The 15,943-nt window shown below is 69.5% G+C and carries 14 protein-coding genes; 1 reads left to right on the plus strand and 13 read right to left on the minus strand.

Going from position 1 to position 15,943, the window contains the following annotated elements; genetic code table 11:
* Position 1 precedes the first annotated feature (1 nt).
* From PV721_RS08565 to PV721_RS08625, 13 genes are read right to left on the minus strand one after another with little or no spacing between them, the layout of a single operon-like run.
* Positions 2–1,594: an NADH-quinone oxidoreductase subunit M gene (locus PV721_RS08565; RefSeq protein WP_319722233.1), complete on the minus strand. Its 1,593-nt coding sequence runs from the start codon at positions 1,592–1,594 to the stop codon at positions 2–4.
* Position 1,595: 1 nt separating this feature from the next.
* On the minus strand, positions 1,596–3,491 hold the full coding sequence (gene nuoL / locus PV721_RS08570) for an NADH-quinone oxidoreductase subunit L (RefSeq protein ID WP_319722234.1): 1,896 nt from the start codon (positions 3,489–3,491) through the stop codon (positions 1,596–1,598).
* Between the two features lie 9 nt (positions 3,492–3,500).
* Positions 3,501–3,800, minus strand: coding sequence for an NADH-quinone oxidoreductase subunit NuoK (nuoK, locus tag PV721_RS08575; protein ID WP_030653455.1), 300 nt, complete (start codon positions 3,798–3,800; stop codon positions 3,501–3,503).
* Positions 3,797–4,603: an NADH-quinone oxidoreductase subunit J gene (locus tag PV721_RS08580; RefSeq protein WP_319722235.1), complete on the minus strand. Its 807-nt coding sequence runs from the start codon at positions 4,601–4,603 to the stop codon at positions 3,797–3,799. The genes nuoK and PV721_RS08580 overlap by 4 nt, the downstream gene beginning before the upstream one ends.
* Entirely contained in the window at positions 4,600–5,211 is a 612-nt protein-coding gene (gene nuoI, locus PV721_RS08585; RefSeq protein WP_319722236.1) for an NADH-quinone oxidoreductase subunit NuoI, read from the minus strand. Before nuoI ends, PV721_RS08580 begins: the two co-directional genes overlap by 4 nt.
* A 3-nt stretch (positions 5,212–5,214) precedes the next feature.
* Positions 5,215–6,582, minus strand: a complete 1,368-nt coding sequence (gene nuoH, locus PV721_RS08590) for an NADH-quinone oxidoreductase subunit NuoH (RefSeq protein WP_319722237.1) — start codon at positions 6,580–6,582, stop codon at positions 5,215–5,217.
* Positions 6,579–9,098 carry an NADH-quinone oxidoreductase subunit G gene (locus PV721_RS08595; RefSeq protein WP_319722238.1) on the minus strand — a complete coding sequence of 840 codons (2,520 nt, stop codon included), beginning with the start codon at positions 9,096–9,098 and terminating at the stop codon, positions 6,579–6,581. Before PV721_RS08595 ends, nuoH begins: the two co-directional genes overlap by 4 nt.
* Positions 9,095–10,474, minus strand: a complete 1,380-nt coding sequence (gene nuoF, locus PV721_RS08600; protein WP_319722239.1) for an NADH-quinone oxidoreductase subunit NuoF — start codon at positions 10,472–10,474, stop codon at positions 9,095–9,097. The genes PV721_RS08595 and nuoF overlap by 4 nt, the downstream gene beginning before the upstream one ends.
* Positions 10,471–11,253 carry an NADH-quinone oxidoreductase subunit NuoE gene (gene nuoE, locus PV721_RS08605; RefSeq protein ID WP_319722240.1) on the minus strand — a complete coding sequence of 261 codons (783 nt, stop codon included), beginning with the start codon at positions 11,251–11,253 and terminating at the stop codon, positions 10,471–10,473. Before nuoE ends, nuoF begins: the two co-directional genes overlap by 4 nt.
* Positions 11,250–12,590: an NADH-quinone oxidoreductase subunit D gene (locus PV721_RS08610; RefSeq protein WP_319722242.1), complete on the minus strand. Its 1,341-nt coding sequence runs from the start codon at positions 12,588–12,590 to the stop codon at positions 11,250–11,252. The genes nuoE and PV721_RS08610 overlap by 4 nt, the downstream gene beginning before the upstream one ends.
* Positions 12,590–13,336, minus strand: coding sequence for an NADH-quinone oxidoreductase subunit C (locus PV721_RS08615; RefSeq protein ID WP_319722243.1), 747 nt, complete (start codon positions 13,334–13,336; stop codon positions 12,590–12,592). Before PV721_RS08615 ends, PV721_RS08610 begins: the two co-directional genes overlap by 1 nt.
* Positions 13,333–13,887, minus strand: coding sequence for an NADH-quinone oxidoreductase subunit B family protein (locus PV721_RS08620; protein WP_319722244.1), 555 nt, complete (start codon positions 13,885–13,887; stop codon positions 13,333–13,335). The genes PV721_RS08615 and PV721_RS08620 overlap by 4 nt, the downstream gene beginning before the upstream one ends.
* 15 nt (positions 13,888–13,902) lie before the next feature.
* On the minus strand, positions 13,903–14,262 hold the full coding sequence (locus PV721_RS08625; protein WP_030010013.1) for an NADH-quinone oxidoreductase subunit A: 360 nt from the start codon (positions 14,260–14,262) through the stop codon (positions 13,903–13,905).
* A gap of 779 nt (positions 14,263–15,041) precedes the next feature.
* Between PV721_RS08625 and PV721_RS08630 the strand changes: the two genes are divergently transcribed.
* On the plus strand, positions 15,042–15,887 hold the full coding sequence (locus PV721_RS08630) for a C40 family peptidase (protein WP_319722245.1): 846 nt from the start codon (positions 15,042–15,044) through the stop codon (positions 15,885–15,887).
* Positions 15,888–15,943 lie beyond the last annotated feature (56 nt).

Raw genomic sequence — 15,943 nt, forward strand, 5'->3', positions numbered from 1 at the left:
CTCACTTCGCCGCCTCCCCGTTCTTGGCTTCGACGGCCACTTCGGGCTTCGGGTCCGTCTGCTTCACGTCCGACATGGTGTGCTCCACCGCCGGGTTGACGATGTCGGTGAGCACCTTCGGGTAGACGCCCAGCCCGATCAGCAGCGCGATCAGCGGGGCGACCACCAGCAGCTCCCGCAGGCGCAGGTCCGGCATCGTGCGGACCTCCTCCTTCACGGGGCCGGTCATCGTGCGCTGGTAGAGCACCAGCGTGTACAGCGCGGCGAGCACGATGCCGATGGTGGCGATGATGCCGACGACCGGGTACCGGGCGAACGTGCCGACCAGGACCAGGAACTCACTCACGAAGGGCGCGAGGCCCGGCAGCGAGAGGGTGGCCAGGCCGCCGATCAGGAAGGTCCCGGCGAGGACCGGGGCCACCTTCTGGACGCCGCCGTAGTCGGCGATGAGCCGCGAGCCGCGCCGCGAGATCAGGAAGCCGGCCACCAGCATCAGCGCCGCCGTCGACAGGCCGTGGTTGACCATGTAGAGGGTGGCCCCGGACTGGCCCTGCGAGGTCATCGCGAAGATGCCCAGGATGATGAAGCCGAAGTGCGAGATCGAGGCGTAGGCGACCAGCCGCTTGATGTCCCGCTGGCCGACCGCGACCAGCGCGCCGTAGACGATGCTGATCAGGGCCAGGACCAGGATCACCGGCGTGGCCCACTTGCTGGCGTCCGGGAAGAGCCCGAGGCAGAAGCGGAGCATCGCGAAGGTGCCGACCTTGTCGACGACCGCGGTGATCAGGACGGCGACCGGGGCGGTGGACTCGCCCATCGCGTTCGGCAGCCAGGTGTGCAGCGGCCACAGCGGGGCCTTCACCGCGAAGGCGAAGAAGAAGCCGAGGAAGAGGAGCCGCTCGGTGTTGGTCGCCATGTCGAGCGTGCCCGCGGCACGGGCGGCGGTGATCTCCTGGAGCGAGAAGTTCCCGGCGACCACGTACAGCCCGATGACGGCGGCCAGCATGATCAGGCCGCCGACCAGGTTGTAGAGGAGGAACTTGACCGCCGCGTACGAGCGCTGCGCGGCCGCGTTCTCGTCGGTACCCGAGTGCGCCCGGTCCCCGAAGCCGCCGATGAGGAAGTACATCGGGATGAGCATGGCTTCGAAGAAGATGTAGAAGAGGAAGACGTCGGTGGCCTCGAAGGAGATGATCACCATCGCCTCGACCAGCAGGATCAGGGCGAAGAAGCCCTGGGTCGGCCGCCAGCGGGAGGATTTGGTCTCCAGCGGGTCGGCGTCGTGCCAGCCGGCCGCGATCACGAAGGGGATCAGCAGCGCGGTGAGCCCGATGAGCACCACCCCGATCCCGTCGACGCCCAACTCGTAGCGGACGCCGAAGTCGGCGATCCAGGGGCGGGATTCGGTGAGCTGGTAGCGGTCGCCACCGGGGTCGAAGCGGACCGCGACGAGCACGGCCAGCGCCAGGGTCGCCAGCGAGAAGAGCAGCGCGAGCCACTTGGCGGCGGTCCTGCGGGCGGCCGGGACGGCCGCCGTCAGGATCGCACCGACCGCGGGGACCGCGGCCGTCACCGTCAGAAGCGGGAAACTCATTTCACACCGCCCTCATCAGCAGGGTCGCGGCGATCAGGACCACCGTTCCCCCGAACATCGAGACCGCGTAGCTGCGGGCGTAGCCGTTCTGCAGCTTGCGCAGGCGGCCCGAGAGCCCGCCGACCGAGGCGGCCGTCCCGTTGACCACCCCGTCGACGAGGCTGTGGTCGACGTACACGAGCGAGCGGGTCAGGTGCTCCCCGCCGCGCACCAGCACGACGTGGTTGAAGTCGTCCTGGTACAGGTCCCGCCGGGCCGCCCGGGTGAGGAGCGAGCCGCGCGGGGCGACCACCGGGACGGGCCTGCGGCCGTACATCCCCCAGGCGATGCCGACGCCGACGAGCAGGACGACCATGGTGGCCGCGGTCACCGTCATGGCGCTGACCGGCGGGTGGCCGTGCTCGTAACCGGTGACGGGCTCCAGCCAGTTCAGGAACCGGTCGCCGATCTCGAAGAAGCCGCCGGCGAGGACCGAGCCGAACGCCAGGATGACCATCGGGATGGTCATCGACTTCGGGGACTCGTGCGGGTGCGGCGGGTGTCCTTCGGCGTCGGGCTGCCAGCGCTTCTCGCCGAAGAAGGTGAGGAGCATGACGCGGGTCATGTAGAACGCCGTGATGCCGGCGCCCAGCAGGGTCACGCCGCCGAGGATCCAGCCCTCGGTGCCGCCCTTCGCGAAGGCAGCCTCGATGATCATGTCCTTGGAGAAGAAGCCCGACAGGCCCGGGAAGCCGATGATGGCCAGGTACCCGAGTCCGAAGGTCACGAAGGTGACCGGCATGTACTTCCGCAGGGCCCCGTACTTGCGCATGTCCACCTCGTCGTTCATCCCGTGCATCACGGAACCGGCGCCGAGGAAGAGCCCTGCCTTGAAGAAGCCGTGCGTCACCAGGTGCATGATCGCGAAGACGTAGCCGATCGGGCCGAGGCCCGCGGCGAGGATCATGTAGCCGATCTGCGACATCGTCGAGCCCGCCAGGGCCTTCTTGATGTCGTCCTTCGCGCAACCGACGATCGCACCGAAGAGCAGCGTGACCGCGCCCACGACGGTGACCACGAGCTGCGCGTCCGGCGCCCCGTTGAAGACGGCGGCCGAGCGGACGATCAGGTACACGCCGGCCGTCACCATGGTGGCGGCGTGGATCAGGGCCGAGACCGGGGTCGGGCCCTCCATCGCGTCACCGAGCCAGGACTGCAGCGGGACCTGCGCCGACTTGCCGCAGGCGGCCAGCAGCAGCATCAGGCCGATCGCCGTGAGCATGCCCTCGGACGTCTCCCCCACCGCGCCGAACACCGGCTCGAAGGCGAAGGTCCCGAAGGTGGTGAACATCAGCATGATCGCGATCGACAGGCCCATGTCGCCGACGCGGTTGACGAGGAAGGCCTTCTTCGCGGCGGTGGCCGCGCTGGGCTTGTGCTGCCAGAAGCCGATCAGGAGGTACGAGGCGAGGCCCACGCCCTCCCAGCCGAAGTACAGCAGCAGGTAGTTGTCGGCGAGGACCAGCAGCAGCATGGCCGCGACGAACAGGTTGAGGTAGCCGAAGAAGCGGCGGCGGCGCTCGTCGTGCTCCATGTACCCGATCGAGTACACGTGGATGAGCGTGCCCACCCCGGAGATCAGCAGGACGAAGGTCATCGACAGCTGGTCCAGCTGGAAGGCCATGTCCGCCTGGAAGCCCTCGACGGGGATCCAGGTGTACAGGCGCTGGTACAGGGTCCGGTCATCGGCACTGCGCGACAGCATGTCGGCGAACAGCACGGCGCCGATCCCGAAGGAGACGGCCGCGAGCAGGGTGCCGATCCAGTGACCGATCTTGTCGAGGCGCCGGCCGCCGCACAGCAGCACCACCGCTCCGAGCAGGGGCGCCGCGATCAGCAGCGCAATCAGGTTCTCCACAGCGACCCCTTACAGCTTCATCAGGCTGGCGTCGTCGACCGAGGCCGAGTGGCGGGTACGGAACAGCGACACGATGATCGCCAGGCCGACCACGACCTCCGCGGCGGCGACGACCATCGTGAAGAACGCGATGATCTGGCCGTCGAGGTTGCCGTGCATCCGGGAGAAGGCGACGAAGGCGAGGTTGCAGGCGTTGAGCATCAGCTCGACGCACATGAACAGCACGATCGCGTTCTTGCGGATCAGCACGCCGGTCGCGCCGATGGTGAACAGCAGGGCCGCCAGGTACAGGTAGTTGACCGGATTCACTTGGCTGCCTCCTCGCGGCCGAGGCGCTCCGCCGACGCCTGCTCCAGTGCCTTCAGGTCGTTCAGCGCCTCGCTCGACACGTCGCGGATCTGGCCGCGGCCGCGCAGCGTCTTGTTGACCGTCAGCTCGGACGGCGTGCCGTCCGGCAGGAGACCGGCGACGTCCACCGCGTTGTGCCGGGCGTAGACGCCGGGCGCGGGCAGCGGCGGGAGCTGCACCCCCTCGCGGACGCGCTTCTCGGCGAGCTCGCGCTGGGTGGCCGCCCGTTCGGTGCGCTCGCGGTGGGTGAGCACCATCGCGCCGACGGCCGCGGTGATCAGCAGCGCGCCGGTGATCTCGAAGGCGAAGACGTACTTGGTGAAGATCAGCTGCGCCAGGCCCTCGACGTGTCCGGCGGAGTTGATCCGGCCGAGCCCGTTGAAGTGGGTGAGGTTGGCGTGGCCGATGCCGGCGATCAGCAGGATGCCGAAGCCGAGCCCGCACAGGGCGGCCAGCCAGCGCTGCCCCTTGATGGTCTCCTTCAGGGAGTCGGCGGCGGTGACGCCGACGAGCATGACCACGAAGAGGAAGAGCATCATGATCGCGCCGGTGTAGACGATGACCTGGACGACGCCCAGGAAGTACGCCCCGTTGGCGAGGTAGAAGACTGCCAGGATGATCATCGTCCCGGCCAGGCTGAGGGCGCTGTGCACGGCCTTCTTCATCAGGATCGTGGCCAGGGCGCCGACGACGGCGACCGTGCCGAGGATCCAGAACTGCACGGCCTCGCCGGTGGAGGTGAGGCTTGCCGCGAGGGTGCTCACGCCTGCACCTCCTCGGCCTGCGGGCCGTCCACCGACTCGTCCTCGGGCTTCTCGCCCTTGGTGACCGCGACCTGCCGGACCGTGCCAGGGGCGGCCCCCGTCACCTGCCCGCGGTAGTAGTCGGTGTCCTCCGCGCCGGGGTACATCGCGTGCGGAGCCTCGACCATGCCCTCGGTGAGGCCGGCGAGCAGCTGCTCCTTGGTGTAGATGAGCGACTCACGGCTGGCGTCGGCCAGTTCGAACTCGTTCGTCATGGTGAGCGCCCTCGTCGGGCACGCCTCGACGCACAGCCCGCACAGGATGCAGCGGGCGTAGTTGATCTGGTAGACGGCGCCGTACCGCTCGCCCGGGGAGTAGCGCTCCTCCTCGGTGTTGTCCGCGCCCTCCACGTAGATGGCGTCGGCGGGACAGGCCCAGGCGCACAGCTCGCACCCGATGCACTTCTCCAGACCGTCGGGGTGCCGGTTGAGCTGATGCCGTCCGTGGAAGCGCGGGGCGGTCGTCTTCTGCTGCTCCGGGTACTGCTCGGTGAGGCGCTTCTTGAACATGGCCTTGAAGGTCACGCCGAAGCCCGCCACCGGGTTCTGCCACTTGTCGTCGTCGGACATCTCTCAAGCCTCCTCTCGGTCACTGTCAGTATTCGTCCCGCCACTGACAATCAGCTCCCGCTCGCTGCGGGGCCGCCTGCGCGGTACGGGTGCCAGGTGCTGGCCGGGCTTGGGCGGTACGGGGAATCCGCCCGCCAGCGGGTCGAAGGGCGCGGCGTCCTTGACCGCCTCGGCGGCCTGCGCCTTCTCGCGCTTGTCGCGGAAGATGTCCGCGACGAAGGAGAGCAGCAGGATCGCCACGACTCCGCCGCCGACGTAGAGGACGATCTCGCTGAAGTCGTACGCCTCGTTGCGCAGCGCCCGGACGGTCGCGACCAGCATCAGCCAGACCACGGAGACCGGGATGAGCACCTTCCAGCCGAGCTTCATCAGCTGGTCGTAGCGCACGCGGGGCAGCGTGCCGCGCAGCCAGATGAAGAAGAACAGCAGCAGCTGCACCTTGAGGACGAACCAGAGCATCGGCCACCAGCCGTGGTTCGCGCCCTCCCAGAAGGTGCTGATCGGGTACGGGGCCCGCCAGCCGCCCAGGAAGAGGGTGACCGAGACCGCCGAGACGGTGACCATGTTGACGTACTCGGCCAGCATGAACAGCGCGAACTTGATGGACGAGTACTCGGTGTTGAAGCCGCCGACCAGGTCGCCCTCGGACTCCGGCATGTCGAACGGGGCACGGTTCGTCTCGCCGACCATCGTGATGACGTAGATGATGAAGGACACCGGCAGCAGGACGATGAACCAGCGGTCCTCCTGCGCCTCGACGATCGCCGAGGTCGACATCGACCCGGAGTAGAGGAAGACCGAGGCGAAGGCCGCGCCCATCGCGATCTCGTAGGAGATCATCTGCGCGCAGGAGCGCAGTCCGCCGAGGAGCGGGTACGTGGAGCCGGAGGACCAGCCCGCCAGCACGATGCCGTAGATGCCGACCGAGGCCACCGCGAGGATGTAGAGCATCGCGATGGGCAGGTCGGTCAGCTGCATCGTGGTGCGCTGGCCGAAGATGGAGATCTGGTCGTCGGCGGGCCCGAAGGGGATCACCGCGATGGCCATGAAGGCCGGGATCGCCGCGATGATCGGGGCCAGGACGTAGACCACCTTGTCGGCGCGCTTGACGATCAGGTCTTCCTTGAGCATCAGCTTCACGCCGTCGGCGAGCGACTGGAGCATGCCCCAGGGCCCGTGCCGGTTGGGGCCGATGCGCAGCTGCATCCAGGCGACGACCTTGCGCTCCCACACGATGGAGAAGAGCACGGTCACCATCAGGAAGGCGAAGCAGAACACCGCCTTGATGACGACCAGCCACCAGACGTCGCGGCCGAACAGGGACAGGTCCTCGGCGGCCAGTTGTACGAAGTCACCGTGTACCGCGTTCACGCGTCCACCTCCGCAGTGGTGTCGCCGGCGCCGGCCGGGGTCGCCGGACCGATGCGTACGAGGCTGCCCGGGCGGGCGCCGGCGTCGGCGAGGACGCCGGAGCCGGTGGAGTTCAGCGGGAGCCAGACCACGCGGTCGGGCATCGCGGTGATCCGGAGCGGGAGTTCCACGGAGCCGGCCGGTCCGGTGACGGCGAGGACGTCGCCGTCTTTGACGCCCGTCTCGGCGGCCGTGGCGGCCGACAGCCGGGCGCTCGCCTCGTGGCGGGTGCCGGCCAGGGCCTCGTCGCCCTCCTGGAGCCGGCCCAGGTCGAGGAGGAGCCGGTGGCCCGCGAGGACCGCCTCGCCGGCGCCCGGGCGGGGCAGCGCCACGGTGTCGGCGGCCTGTTCGGCGGCGCGCTCCCCGGCCCACGGCCCGAGCGCGTCGAGCTCCCGGCGTACGGCGTGCACGTCGGGCAGCGCGATCGGCCGGTCGGCGGCGTCGGCCAGCATGTGGAGCACGCGGGCGTCGGCCGGGGCGAGCCGGCGGGTCATCTGGTCGGGCTTGAGCGCCGCCTCGAACGGGCGGACCCTGCCCTCCCAGTTGATGAACGCGCCCGCCTTCTCGGCCACCGCGGCGACCGGGAGGACCACGTCCGCGTGGGCGGTGATCTCGCTGGGCCGCAGTTCCAGGGAGACCACGAAGGCCTCTTGGAGGGCGATCCGCGCGCGGACCGGATCCGGCAGGTCGGTCACCTCGACGCCCGCGACCAGCAGGGCCGAGAGCTCGCGGGAGGCCGCGGCCTCGACGATCTGGCCGGTGTCGCGGCCGTAGCGGTGCGGGAGCTCGTCCAGGCCCCAGGCGGTGGCCACCTCGTCGCGGGCCCGCGGGTCGATGGCCGGCCGGCCGCCCGGCAGCAGGGACGGCAGTGCGCCCGCCTCGACGGCGGCCCGCTCACCGGCCCGGCGCGGGATCCACACCAGCTTCGCCCCGGTCGCCGCGGCGGCCCGTACGGCGGCGGTCAGCGCGCCGGGCACCCCGGCGAGCCGCTCCCCGACCACGATGACGGCGCCTGGCTCGCGCAGCGCGTCGGCGGCCGCGGCCCCGCCGGCCTCCAGGCCGGTCCCGGAGGACAGCACGCCTTGAGACAGCGCAGTCAGCCACGCGGGCTCGGTTCCGGGGGCGGCGGCCAGCAGGGTGCCGCCCGCCTTCTCCAGGCCGCGGGTGGCGAAGGGGGCGAGGGCGAAGGTCCGCTGCTTGTGCTTGCGGTGGGCCTTGCGCAGCCGCAGGAAGACGCCGGGGGCCTCCTCCTCCGTCTCGATGCCGGCGAGGAGGACGGCGGGCGCCGCCTCCAGGGAGGCGTACGTGACCCCCGTGCCGTCGAGGTCCTTGCCGGTGCCGGCGACGGTGGCGGCCAGGAACTCGGCCTCCTCCGCACTGTGCACGCGGGCCCGGAAGTCGATGTCGTTGGTGTCGAGCACCACCCGGGCGAACTTGGCGTACGCGTAGGCGTCCTCGACGGTGAGCCGGCCGCCGGTGAGCACCCCGGCCCGGCCGCGCGCGGCGGCGAGCCCGTTAGCCGCGGCCTCCAGGGCCTCGGGCCAGCTCGCCGGCTCCAGGACCCCTGCGGCGCTGCGCACCAGCGGGGTGGTGAGCCGGTCCGGGCGCTGTGCGTAGCGGAACCCGAAGCGGCCCTTGTCGCAGATCCACTCCTCGTTGACCTCGGGGTCCTCCGCGGCGAGGCGGCGCAGCACCTTGCCGCGACGGTGGTCGGTACGGGTCGCGCAGCCGCCCGCGCAGTGCTCGCACACGCTCGGGGAGGAGACGAGGTCGAAGGGGCGGGAGCGGAACCGGTAGGCGGCCGAGGTGAGGGCGCCGACCGGGCAGATCTGAATGGTGTTGCCCGAGAAGTACGACTCGAAGGGGTCGCCCTCGCCGGTGCCGACCTGCTGCAGCGCGCCGCGCTCCAGCAGCTCGATCATCGGGTCGCCGGCGATCTCGTTGGAGAAGCGGGTGCAGCGGGCGCACAGGACGCACCGCTCGCGGTCCAGCAGCACCTGTGTGGAGATCGGGACCGGCTTCTCGTAGGTGCGCTTCCTGCCCTCGAACCGCGATTCGGCGTTGCCGTGCGACATCGCCTGGTTCTGCAGCGGGCACTCGCCGCCCTTGTCGCAGACCGGGCAGTCCAGCGGGTGGTTGATGAGCAGCAGCTCCATCACCCCGCGCTGGGCCTTGTCGGCGACCTCGGAGGTCAGCTGGGTCCTGACGACCATGCCGTCGGTGCAGGTGATGGTGCAGGAGGCCATCGGCTTGCGCTGGCCCTCGACCTCGACGATGCACTGGCGGCAGGCGCCGGCCGGGGAGAGGAGGGGGTGGTCGCAGAACCGGGGGATCTCGATGCCGAGCTGTTCGGCGGCCCGGATGACGAGGGTGCCCTTGGGCACCGACAGTTCGGCCCCGTCGATGGTCAGCGACACCAGATCCTCGGGCGGAACGGCCGCGTCTCCTCCGGAGGCGGCCGTAGTGGTGACGGTCATGCGTTCACCTCCGTGTCGGCCCAGAGGGTCGACTTCCTGGGGTCGAAGGGGCAGCCCTTGCCCGTGATGTGCTGCTCGTACTCCTCGCGGAAGTACTTGAGCGAGGAGAAGATCGGGCTGGCCGCGCCGTCACCGAGCGCGCAGAAGGACTTGCCGTTGATGTTGTCGGCGATGTCGTTCAGCTTGTCGAGGTCGGACATGACGCCCTTGCCGGCCTCGATGTCGCGCAGCAGCTGGACCAGCCAGTACGTGCCTTCGCGGCACGGGGTGCACTTGCCGCAGGACTCGTGGGCGTAGAACTCGGTCCACCGGGTCACGGCCCGCACCACGCAGGTCGTCTCGTCGAAGCACTGGAGCGCCTTGGTGCCGAGCATCGAGCCGGCCGCGCCGACGCCCTCGTAGTCGAGCGGGACGTCGAGGTGCTCGTCGGTGAACATCGGGGTGGAGGAGCCGCCCGGGGTCCAGAACTTCAGCCGGTGCCCGGGCCGCATGCCGCCGCTCATGTCGAGCAGCTGGCGCAGGGTGATGCCGAGCGGGGCCTCGTACTGGCCGGGGCCGGCGACGTGCCCGGAGAGCGAATACAGCGTGAAACCGGGGGATTTCTCGGTCCCCATCGACTTGAACCAGTCCTTGCCCTTGTTCAGGATCGCGGGAACCGAGGCGATGGACTCGACGTTGTTCACGACGGTGGGGCACGCGTAGAGCCCCTCGACGGCAGGGAAGGGGGGACGCAGCCGGGGCTGACCGCGCCGGCCTTCGAGGGAGTCGAGCAGCGCCGTCTCCTCCCCGCAGATGTACGCGCCCGCTCCCGCGTGCACCGTGATGTCGAGGTCGAGCCCGCTCCCCAGGATGTCCTTCCCGAGGTAACCGGCCTCGTACGCCTCGCGCACCGCCTCGTGCAGGCGCCGCAGGACCGGCACCACCTCGCCGCGCAGGTAGATGAAGGCGTGCTGCGAGCGGATCGCGTAGCACGCGATGATCATTCCCTCGATGAGGGAGTGCGGGTTGGCGAAGAGGAGGGGGATGTCCTTGCAGGTTCCCGGCTCCGACTCGTCCGCGTTCACGACGAGGTAGTGCGGCTTTCCGTCGCCCTGCGGGATGAACTGCCACTTCATCCCGGTGGGGAAGCCCGCGCCGCCGCGTCCGCGCAGACCCGAGTCCTTCACGTAGGCGATGAGGTCGTCGGGGGTCATCGCGAGCGCCTTGCGCAGGCCCTCGTAGCCCTCGTGGCGCCGGTAGGTCTCCAGCGTCCACGACTGCGGCTCGTCCCAGAAGGCCGAGAGCACAGGCGCGAGGAGCTTCTCCGGGCTCGTGCCCCCGCCGGCCTCCGGCCGGGAGGTGCTGCCCCCATTGCTCAGTTCGGAGGACACGGTCATCCCTCCCCTCCCTCGGTGGTGGTGTCGCCACGGGTCTCGCCGCGCGCCTCGGTGCGCGGGTGCACGATCGAGGTGTGCGGGGACTCGCCGCGGGCGATGCGCAGCCCGATCAGGGAGGCGGGACCGGCGCCGCCGGTCGCCTCGACCGCGCCCTCGCGCTCGTCCGGGAACCCGGCCAGGATCCGGGCGGTCTCCTTGTACGTGCACAGCGGCGCGCCCCGGGTCGGCGAGACCTCGCGGCCGGCCAGCAGGTCGTCCACCAGGGCCTTGGCGGATGCGGGGGTCTGGTTGTCGAAGAACTCCCAGTTGACCATCACGACGGGGGCGAAGTCGCAGGCCGCGTTGCACTCGATGTGTTCGAGGGTGACCTTGCCGTCGGGGGTGGTCTCGTTGTTGCCGACCCCGAGGTGCTCCTTGAGTTCCTCGAAGATGGCGTCGCCGCCCATCACCGCGCACAGCGTGTTCGTGCACACGCCGACCTGGTAGTCGCCGGAGGGCTTGCGCCGGTACATCGTGTAGAAGGTCGCGACGGCCGTGACCTCCGCGGTGGTCAGGCCCAGCACCTCGGCGCAGAAGCGGACCCCGGTGCGCGAGACGTGTCCCTCCTGCGCCTGGCACAGGTGCAGGAGCGGCAGCAGCGCGGAGCGGCTGTCCGGGTAGCGGGCGATGACCTCCTTCGCGTCCGCTTCGAGGCGCTCGCGTACCTCCGCCGGAAAGTCGGGGGCGGGCAGCTGGGGCATGCCCAGCGAGACCCCTTGGTTCTGAGGACTGGCGGTCATCGGTCGACGCCTCCCATCACGGGGTCGATGGAGGCGACGGCGACGATGACGTCGGCGACCTGGCCGCCCTCGCACATCGCGGCCATGGCCTGCAGGTTGGTGAAGGACGGGTCGCGGAAGTGGACCCGGTAGGGGCGGGTGCCGCCGTCGGAGACGACGTGCACGCCGAGCTCGCCCTTGGGCGATTCGACGGCCGCGTACGCCTGCCCGGCCGGTACCCGGAAGCCCTCGGTCACCAGCTTGAAGTGGTGGATGAGGGCCTCCATGGAGGTGCCCATGATGTTCCTGATGTGGTCGAGGGAGTTGCCGAGGCCGTCCGGGCCCATCGCCAGCTGCGCCGGCCAGGCGATCTTCTTGTCGGCGACCATCACCGGGCCCGGCTCCAGGCGTTCCAGGCACTGCTCGACGATCCGCAGCGACTGGCGCATCTCCTCCAGACGGATCAGGAACCGCCCGTAGGAGTCGCAGCTCTCGGTGGTCGGCACGTCGAACTCGTAGGTCTCGTATCCGCAGTACGGCTCGGACTTGCGCAGGTCGTGCGGCAGTCCGGCGGAGCGCAGGATCGGGCCGGTGGCGCCGAGCGCCATGCAGCCGGTGAGGTCGAGGTAGCCGACGTCCTGCATGCGGGCCTTGAAGATCGGGTTGCCGGTGGCGAGCTTGTCGTATTCCGGCAGGTTCTTCTTCATCGTCTTGACGAACTCGCGCAGCTGGTCGACCGCGCCCGGGGGCAGGTCCTGCGCGAGGCCGCCGGGGCGGACGAACGCGTGGTTCATGCGCAGGCCGGTGATCAGCTCGAAGATGTCGAGGATCAGCTCGCGGTCGCGGAAGCCGTAGATCATGATCGTGGTCGCGCCCAGCTCCATGCCGCCGGTGGCGATGCACACCAGGTGGGAGGAGAGCCGGTTGAGCTCCATCAGCAGGACGCGGATGACGGTGGCGCGGTCCGGGATCTGGTCGGTGATGCCGAGCAGCTTCTCGACGCCGAGGCAGTACGCCGTCTCGTTGAAGAACGGCGTGAGGTAGTCCATGCGCGTCACGAAGGTGGTGCCCTGCGTCCAGTTCCGGAATTCGAGGTTCTTCTCGATGCCGGTGTGCAGGTACCCGATGCCGCAGCGGGCCTCGGTGACCGTCTCGCCGTCGATCTCCAGGATCAGGCGGAGCACCCCGTGGGTGGACGGGTGCTGGGGGCCCATGTTGACGACGATCCGCTCGTCGTCGGCCCTGGCCGCGGACTGGACGATCTCGTCCCAGTCGCCGCCGGTGACGGTGTAGACGGTGCCCTCGGTCGTCTCGCGCGCCGAGGCGTGGTCGGCGGAGGCGTGGTTTGACGTGGACATCAGCTGTACGACCTCCGCTGGTCGGGAGCCGGGATCTGGGCGCCCTTGTACTCGATGGGGATGCCGCCGAGCGGGTAGTCCTTGCGCTGCGGGAAGCCCTGCCAGTCGTCCGGCATCATGATCCGGGTGAGGGCCGGGTGCCCGTCGAAGACCAGGCCGAAGAAGTCGTACGTCTCGCGCTCGTGCCAGTCGTTGGTCGGGTAGACGGAGACGAGCGACGGGACGTGCGGGTCGCTGTCCGGGACGGACACCTCCAGCCGCACGATCCGGCCGTGGGTGAGCGAGCGCAGGTGGTACACGGCGTGCAGCTCGCGGCCCTTGTCGTCGGGGAAGTGCACGCCGGAGACGCCGGTGCAGAGTTCGAAGCGCAGGGCCGGGTCGTCGCGCAGGGTGCTCGCGACGCGGAGCAGGTGCTCCCGGGCGATGTGGAAGGTGAGCTCGCCCCGGTCGACCGCCGTCTTCTCGATGGCGTTCGCGGGGAGCAGGTCCTGCTCCTCCAGGGCGCCTTCCAGTTCGTCGGCCACCTCGTCGAAGTAGGAGCCGTACGGGCGGGCGGTGGCGCCGGGCAGGGCGACGGTACGGACGAGGCCGCCGTAGCCGCTGGTGTCGCCGCCGTTCCTGGCGCCGAACATGCCCTTGCGCACGCCGATGACCTCGGGGCCCTGGTCGCGCGGCGCAGGGACGTTGCTGCCGTTGCCGCCGTTCTCGCCCGTGGTGCCGTTCTCCGGCTCTTGGGTCTCGCTCACCGGAGCAGCCCCTTCATCTCGATGGTGGGGAGGGCCTTCAGGGCCGCCTCCTCCGCCTCACGTGCCGCCTGTTCCCGGTTCACGCCGAGCTTTCCGCCCTGGATCTTCTGGTGGAGCTTGAGGATCGCGTCCAACAGCATCTCGGGGCGCGGCGGGCAGCCGGGCAGGTAGATGTCCACCGGCACGATGTGGTCGACGCCCTGGACGATCGCGTAGTTGTTGAACATCCCGCCCGAAGAGGCGCAGACCCCCATGGAGATCACCCACTTGGGAGCGGGCATCTGGTCGTAGACCTGTCGCAGCACCGGCGCCATCTTCTGGCTGACCCGGCCGGCCACGATCATCAGGTCGGCCTGGCGCGGGGAGCCGCGGAAGACCTCCATGCCGAAGCGGGCCAGGTCGTACCGGCCCGCTCCGGTGGTCATCATCTCGATGGCGCAGCAGGCCAGGCCGAAGGTCGCCGGGAAGACGGACGACTTGCGCACCCACCCCGCGGCCTGTTCGACGGTGGTCAGCAGGAAGCCGCTCGGCAGCTTCTCTTCCAGTCCCATGGAAAATTCAGCCCCTCAGTCCCATTCCAGGCCGCCGCGGCGCCACACGTAGGCGTAGGCGACGAAGACGGTGAGCACGAAGAGCAGCATCTCGACGAGCCCGAAGATCCCCAGGGAGTCGAAGGTGACGGCCCAGGGGTAGAGGAAGACAACCTCGATGTCGAAGACGATGAAGAGCATCGCCGTCAGGTAGTACTTGATGGGGAAGCGGCCGCCGCCGGCCGGCATCGGCGTCGGCTCGATGCCGCACTCGTAGGCTTCGAGCTTCGCCCGGTTGTACCGTTTTGGGCCGATCAGCGTGGCCATGACCACGGAGAAGATCGCAAACCCTGCGCCGAGGGCGCCGAGCACGAGGATGGGCGCGTACGCATTCACGCTCCTCGCTCCTTCCAGTCGTCCTTGACCGTTGGACCGCCGCCGGCACCGCGTGCCCCGCCTCGCGAAGATCGCGCTTTGATCGAGCGCTTGCATGTGAGGCAGTTCACAAGCCGGACTGCTGCGCATCTTATGCCCGCCCGTCTGTGATCTGCGACACGGGTTACAACACCGGGTTTGTGATCTCCACCACCTGACGAACGATCATGAAGTCCAATGAGTGGTGATCTTCATACGTGAAGCATCCACATGATCACCAAAGGTGACATCCGACCCCGTTACCGCAGGTAGAAGGCGCGCAGCACTATCAAATGGTGGCCCGTGCAGGCAAATTGGCACCACGGGCACGGGGGTGATAAAGGGATCGACGTCGCCCGGTCGGGGGAGCCGGTGCGTACGGAGGTGGACGCGGGGCAGAAGGAGGGTCGCGGAGCGCCCCGGGTGCGTGCATCCGTTCACGAACCCCCCGGCCTCTTCACAGGAAGGTCACGGACGGGGCACAGCGTCCGCATCGCGTGACGCTCCTGTGACCTGCGCCACTCTGAATCTGCGCTTCCGAAAGAGGGCTTGGCCATCTGTGCAGAGGGATGGTAGGTCGCGGATCAATTGGGACTTATTACAGAAACCCCATGATCACAGCCTTGTGAAGGCCTGTCCGTTTCGCCCGTTACGGCGTCAATAAGAAGCCGGACGCGCCCGGTTAGCGTCGTTCGCGGGCAACTGTGGCGCAAGCCACGTTTCTTGAAGGGACCCCGGGCGCCCTGATAGCGGTTGTCCTCATGTCCCACACCGCTCACATACCCAGCCACCGGAAGCCCCGTCGTAGCGCCTCGAAGCTCGCGGTCCGCGCCGGAGTTGCCGGTGGCGTCCTCAGCACCCTGGCCATGGCCGGCACCGCGAGCGCGTCCCCGTCCGAGCCCGTGGCCGAGACGACGCTCGAAATGCCGGTCCTCAACCTGGATCTGGCCGCCGAGGTCTCCTCCGCCGTCACCAAGGCAGCCGAGAACACCCGCCTGGCCGCCGTCGAGGGCGAACTGACCGCCCAGGAGGAGAGCGCCCGCACCGGCGCCGCCGCCGAGGCGAAGCAGGCCAAGGAAGAGGCCCAGAAGAAGGCCGACGAGGAGAAGAAGGAGAAGGAGGAGGCGGACCGCAAGGCCGCGGCCGAGCGCGCCACCCGCTCCTCCGCCCGTACTTCCCTCAACAGCACCTCGGCCTCCGGCTCCGGCTCCGGCAGCTCCCAGGGCACCGGTACCGTCACCGCCCCGGCCACCGGCTCCGCCGCCGCGATCGTCAACTTCGCCCGCGCGCAGGTCGGCAAGGCGTACGTCATGGGCGGCACCGGCCCGTCCTCGTTCGACTGCTCCGGCCTCGTCCAGGCCGCCTACCGCCAGGCCGGCATCTCCCTGCCGCGCATGTCCCAGGCGCAGTCCTCGGCCGGCACCTCGGTGTCCCTGAACGCCCTTCAGCCGGGCGACATCCTGTACTGGGGCTCCAAGGGCAGCGCGTACCACGTCGCCATCTACGTCGGCGGCGGCAAGTTCGTCGGCGCGCAGAACCCCAGCACGGGCATCGTCGAGCGCAACCTGAGCTACGACAAGCCGACCGGCGCCGTCCGCGTCCTCTGATCCTCCGGATCGTCACGAACGCGCGAAAGGGCCGGTACTCCCCCGCTCGGGGGTGG

Source organism: Streptomyces sp. MB09-01, assembly GCF_033794505.1.
Taxonomy (GTDB): Bacteria; Actinomycetota; Actinomycetes; order Streptomycetales; family Streptomycetaceae; genus Streptomyces.